Consider the following 5,152-nt stretch of genomic DNA (forward strand, 5'->3'; position numbering starts at 1 on the left):
TGGTGGTTGGAGTGCTTGCAGGCCCATTTGTTCTGGGATTAATACCATCTGCTTCCATTGTTCACTTAAAAGTGATTAATGAAATAGCGCTTTCCTTTATTGCTTTTGCAGCAGCTTCAGAATTATATATTAAAAATTTACGAAGCAGTTTAAATAACATTAAATGGCTCACCATTGGGCAATTAGGCATAACGTTTACCCTATTGGTTGTTTCTATTTTTTTCATTGAACAACTGGTGCCATTTTCTGCCAACTTACCATGGCCAAACAGGCTTGTTATAGCCATGCTGATTAGTGCCATATTCTGTGCGCGATCGCCATCTTCTGTTATTCCCGTAATTAATGAAATGCGCGCCAAAGGTTCATATACCAGTTCGGTAATGGGCACGACTGTTCTTCTAGATTTCCTGGTGATTATATTATTTGCAATGGTACTCTCTTTCGGTATAGCCCTATATGAGGGTGCCGATGTGAATATTATCTCGCTAATTAAAATACTTTTTGAAATAGCAGGTTCTATTGCATTGGGGTTGGGTTTTGCATTTGTATTAAAGCTATTACTAGCAGCAAAACTAAAACTGCCTGTTAAAGGTATTTTATTACTCGTTCTTGGGTTTATCATCTATGGTGTAAGTGATTTTTTATCTTATCTTCCACAAAAATTATGGTCAGAATCTCTTCACCTCGAACCACTATTAATGTGCGTTGTTGCTGGTTATCGAATTACCAATTATACAAGGTACAGGCAAGAATTTATCAAGATAATTCATGATATAGGCCCCTATATCTATTGTGCCTTTTTCACGGCAGTGGGAGCCATGTTAAACGTTCAGCTGATCTATGAAGTACTGCCATCAGCTTTGATTTTACTAGCACTTAATGCCGTTTTGCTTTTTATAGGTACCGGAATTGGGGCAAAAATTAGTAATGAACCACCAAGAAGATCGTCTGTATACTGGATGGCTTTTCTAACACAGGCGGGCGTAGGGCTTGGGTTAGTTACCACCGTGATAGACACATTTCCCGGCTGGGGGCAGGAATTTGCCACACTAGCAATTTCAGTTATTATCATGAACCAACTTATCGGCCCGCCATTATTTAAGTGGGCTATCACCAAAGTGGGTGAGAACCATGAAAGAGCAACAATTCCCGATTTTGACGGCATTCGTGATGCAATCGTAATTGGCTTTGAAAGTCAGTCTATAGCGCTTGCCAGACAGCTAAAAAGCCATGGTTGGGAAGTTAAGCTCGTAACCCGGAAGCAAGATTTAAGCAAATCTCAATTTCCGGATGTAGATATACGAATCGTTGAGAATCTCGATTTAGACTCTCTTGTGAAAGTAGATGCCAAAAAATCAGAGGCCATTGTTTTAATGCTTACTGATGAAGAAAATCTAAAGTTGTGCGAGTTGATTTATGAAAAAATTGGCACCAAGGATGTGGTAGTAAGACTTAATCATAGATATAATTTTGACAAATTTCATAATCTGGGAGCCCTTATTGTTGACCCTTCAACAGCTATGGTTAGTCTCATGGATCACTTTGTAAGATCACCGCAGGCCACATCGCTCCTTCTAGGCATGCAAGAAGGTCAAGATACGCTGGATCTGCAGGTGTTAAACAAAGATTTATATGGTATGCCACTTCGGGACTTAAGGCTACCAGCGGATATAATTATCCTTTCGATAAGAAGAAAAGGTCAAATGATTATTTCTCATGGTTATACACGCCTACGTAAAGGCGATTGGGTAACAATGGTTGGTTCCAACGAAAGTTTGAAAAAAATGACCCTACTTTTCGACAGCACAAATTAGAATCAACGTGGTTTTTAAATTATTTAATTATAGCTTTAATAATTATAATTAAAATCACGTTTTGCTTAAGAGTCATTTTTATAAAAAGCTTTATTTAGGAAATACTACTGAGTTCAATTCTATATCGGATGAAAAACGTGCAATTCTTACCGGTCAGTTGAGCCTTATTTGTCTGATTCTTAGTGTTTTTTATTTCGTTGTCGATGCTATTTTAGGATCCACCTCTTCCGTTCCTGAATATATTTTATTAGCCACAGTTGGTGTAGGCTCTCTACTCATTAACAGAGCAGGCTATACAAAAATTGCTAAAAACTTCCTGATGGTGGGTGCTAATTTGGTCGTATTTATCACTTTCGAGAGGGAGTTTCAAGGCACAGGGTCGTTCATGTTATTTATTATTTGTATGTTGGGCTCATTTGCCCTATTTGGTTTTGAGGGTAAAAAATATGCGATAGCACTTTCATTATTCTCGCTTTTACTATTTTTCATTGCCTATTCAGTAGAATTTGACTTTTTGCCTAAAACCGACTTTACAGCAGAAGATGCCCAACTAAACTTTTTAATAAATTTCACAGTAGCCTCTATTACTTCCATTGTCATAATTACATTTCTGTTAAACCTGAATGCCCTTTCAGAATCTGATTTAATTGAAACAACCGAAGAATTAAGGTCAAATAAAAAACGATTTGAACTAGCAATAAAGGGATCAAGTGCAGGCATATGGGATTGGGATATTGTAAATGACCACATTTTTATTAGTCCTCAATTAATGACATTACTGGATTATCCCGATTTTAAATATGCTAACATAGATTCAGAGCAAATTAGAAGAGTTATCCACCCTGACGATTTAGCACAATTCGATCAGAAATTATCGGAACATTTAAAGGAGCATAAGCCATTTCATTCGGAAATGAGATTTAAAAGAAGCGATGGTTCGTATGTGTGGGTTTTGGATACGGGGCAGGCAGAATGGAACGAAAAAGGGGAGGCTGTAAGAATGGTAGGCACTATTGTGGAGGTAGACGACCTGAAAAAGGCTTTTAAACAATTAGAAGAACAAAATACACTTTTAGAAAAGACCAATGAAGAGCTGGATCGTTTTGTATATAGTACTTCCCACGATCTAAAAGCACCATTGAGTTCTATTCAGGGATTGGTAAATGTAGCGGTTCAATCTAAAGATGAAGCCGAGATGACAGAGTGCTTGCGCATGATAGAAAACAGGGTGCAAGCACTAAATGGTTTTATTGCAGAAATTATTGACTACTCAAGAAATTCCCGATTAGACATTTCGCTGGAAGAAGTTAACCTAAAGAGCCTCATTGCAGAACTAATAGAGGGTCTCCAGTTCTTCGATCGAAGTGAAGAAATACATTTCCATATTCAAGTGGATGAAGATTTCACTATCAAGACTGACAAAGGCCGACTAAAAATAGTTTTAAATAACCTTCTGGCCAATGCAATTAAGTACCACGATTGGTCAAAGGAGTCACAGGTAATAAAAGTGATCGCTGAAGATCATCCTAATTCAATTACTGTGAAAGTGGAAGACAATGGACTTGGCATCGAAGAAGAATTGCAGGATAAAATCTTCAATATGTTTTTTAGGGCCAGTGAAAAATCGGAAGGTTCAGGCCTTGGTTTATACATTGCCAAAGAGATGGTAACGAAGTTAAACGGGACAATCGGGCTCACATCAGAGGGGGGTAAAGGCTCTTGCTTCTTCGTGAATTTGCCAGTTCAAAAAGTATAAGAAACTAAATCCCGCCCTTATCTATTCATTTTTATATCTTTGCGCGCTATGGCACAACAGGACGATAATTTGTTAAAAAAGATCATAGCTCATGCCAAGGAGTATGGGTTTGTATTTCCTTCAAGCGAAATTTATGATGGGTTGGCAGCTGCCTATGATTACGGTCAGAATGGTGTAGAGCTAAGGAATAATATCAAGACATTTTGGTGGAAGGCCATGGTTCAGATGAACGAAAACATTGTTGGTTTAGATGCATCCATTTTTATGCATCCAACTACCTGGAAAGCTTCTGGCCATGTGGATGCATTCAATGATCCGATGATCGATAATAAAGACTCAAAAAAGAGATATCGTGCCGATGTTTTGATTGAAGATCATATTGCTAAAATTGAAGCCAAAATTGACAAAGAAGTAGAAAAAGCGGCCAAGCGATTTGGTGATGCCTTTGATAAGGATCAGTACTTGGCTACTAATGGCAGAGTTATTGATTATCAAAAGCAAATTGATGATATCAATGCAAGGATGAAAACTGCATTGGAATCAGAAAAACTCAATGATCTAAAAGCACTTATTGAAGAACTTGGAATTGCAGATCCCGTTTCCGGTTCAAAAAACTGGACGGATGTTAGGCAGTTTAACCTCATGTTCTCTACAGAATTGGGTTCATTAGCTGATGGTGCCAGTAAAATATATTTAAGGCCTGAAACTGCTCAAGGTATATTTGTAAACTTTCTAAACGTTCAAAAAACGGGAAGGATGAAAATCCCTTTTGGGATAGCACAAATAGGTAAAGCCTTTAGAAATGAAATTATAGCCAGACAGTTTATCTTCAGAATGCGCGAGTTTGAGCAAATGGAAATGCAGTTTTTTGTGAAACCTGGTGAAGAACTAAAGTGGTACGAGCATTGGAAAGAAACTCGTATCAAATGGCATAAGATACTTGGTCTGGGTGAGGATAATTATCGTTTCCATGATCATTTGAACTTGGCACACTATGCCAATGCTGCCTGTGATATTGAATTCAATTTCCCAATGGGCTTCAAAGAATTAGAAGGTATTCATAGTAGAACGGACTTTGACCTGAAAGCTCATGAAGAACATTCAGGTAAAAAACTACAATTCTTCGATCCGCAAGAAAATAAAAGCTATGTGCCTTATGTCATTGAAACTTCTATCGGTTTGGATAGAATGTTCCTGGCAGTTTTAACAGCAGCATATAAAGAAGAAACTTTGGAAGATGGCAGCGAAAGAACTGTTCTAAAAATTCCTGCTGCTCTTGCACCCTATAAAGTGGCCATTCTTCCATTATTAAAAAAAGATGGGTTGCCAGAAAAGGGTAGAGATATAATGGACTCATTGAAGCTGGATTTCAACTGCCAGTATGATGAGAAAGATGCAATTGGTAAACGATACAGAAGACAGGATGCTATTGGCACACCATATTGTGTAACGGTTGATCACCAAACCTTAGAAGATAATACAGTTACATTGAGGTTCAGGGATACGTCAGAACAAGAGAGAATTAACATAAATGAATTACAAAAGCGAGTAGAAGAACTGGTTTCCCTAACCACATTGTTAA

3 protein-coding genes are annotated in these 5,152 nt (G+C 37.8%); all 3 read left to right on the forward strand.

All coding sequences use genetic code 11. The features are described from left to right. A partial coding sequence (locus tag RLO81_RS10405; RefSeq protein WP_350111088.1) for a monovalent cation:proton antiporter family protein occupies nt 1–1,814 on the forward strand: 1,814 nt, incomplete at its 5' end. A 61-nt stretch (nt 1,815–1,875) separates the two neighbouring features. Then, nucleotides 1,876–3,570: a sensor histidine kinase gene (locus RLO81_RS10410; RefSeq protein ID WP_350111091.1), complete on the forward strand. Its 1,695-nt coding sequence runs from the start codon at nt 1,876–1,878 to the stop codon at nt 3,568–3,570. A gap of 48 nt (nt 3,571–3,618) precedes the next feature. Beyond that, the coding region (locus RLO81_RS10415; RefSeq protein ID WP_350111094.1) for a glycine--tRNA ligase at nt 3,619–5,152 on the forward strand (1,534 nt) is incomplete at its 3' end.

Source organism: Fulvivirga sp. (assembly GCF_040220315.1).
Classification (GTDB): domain Bacteria; phylum Bacteroidota; class Bacteroidia; order Cytophagales; family Cyclobacteriaceae; genus Fulvivirga.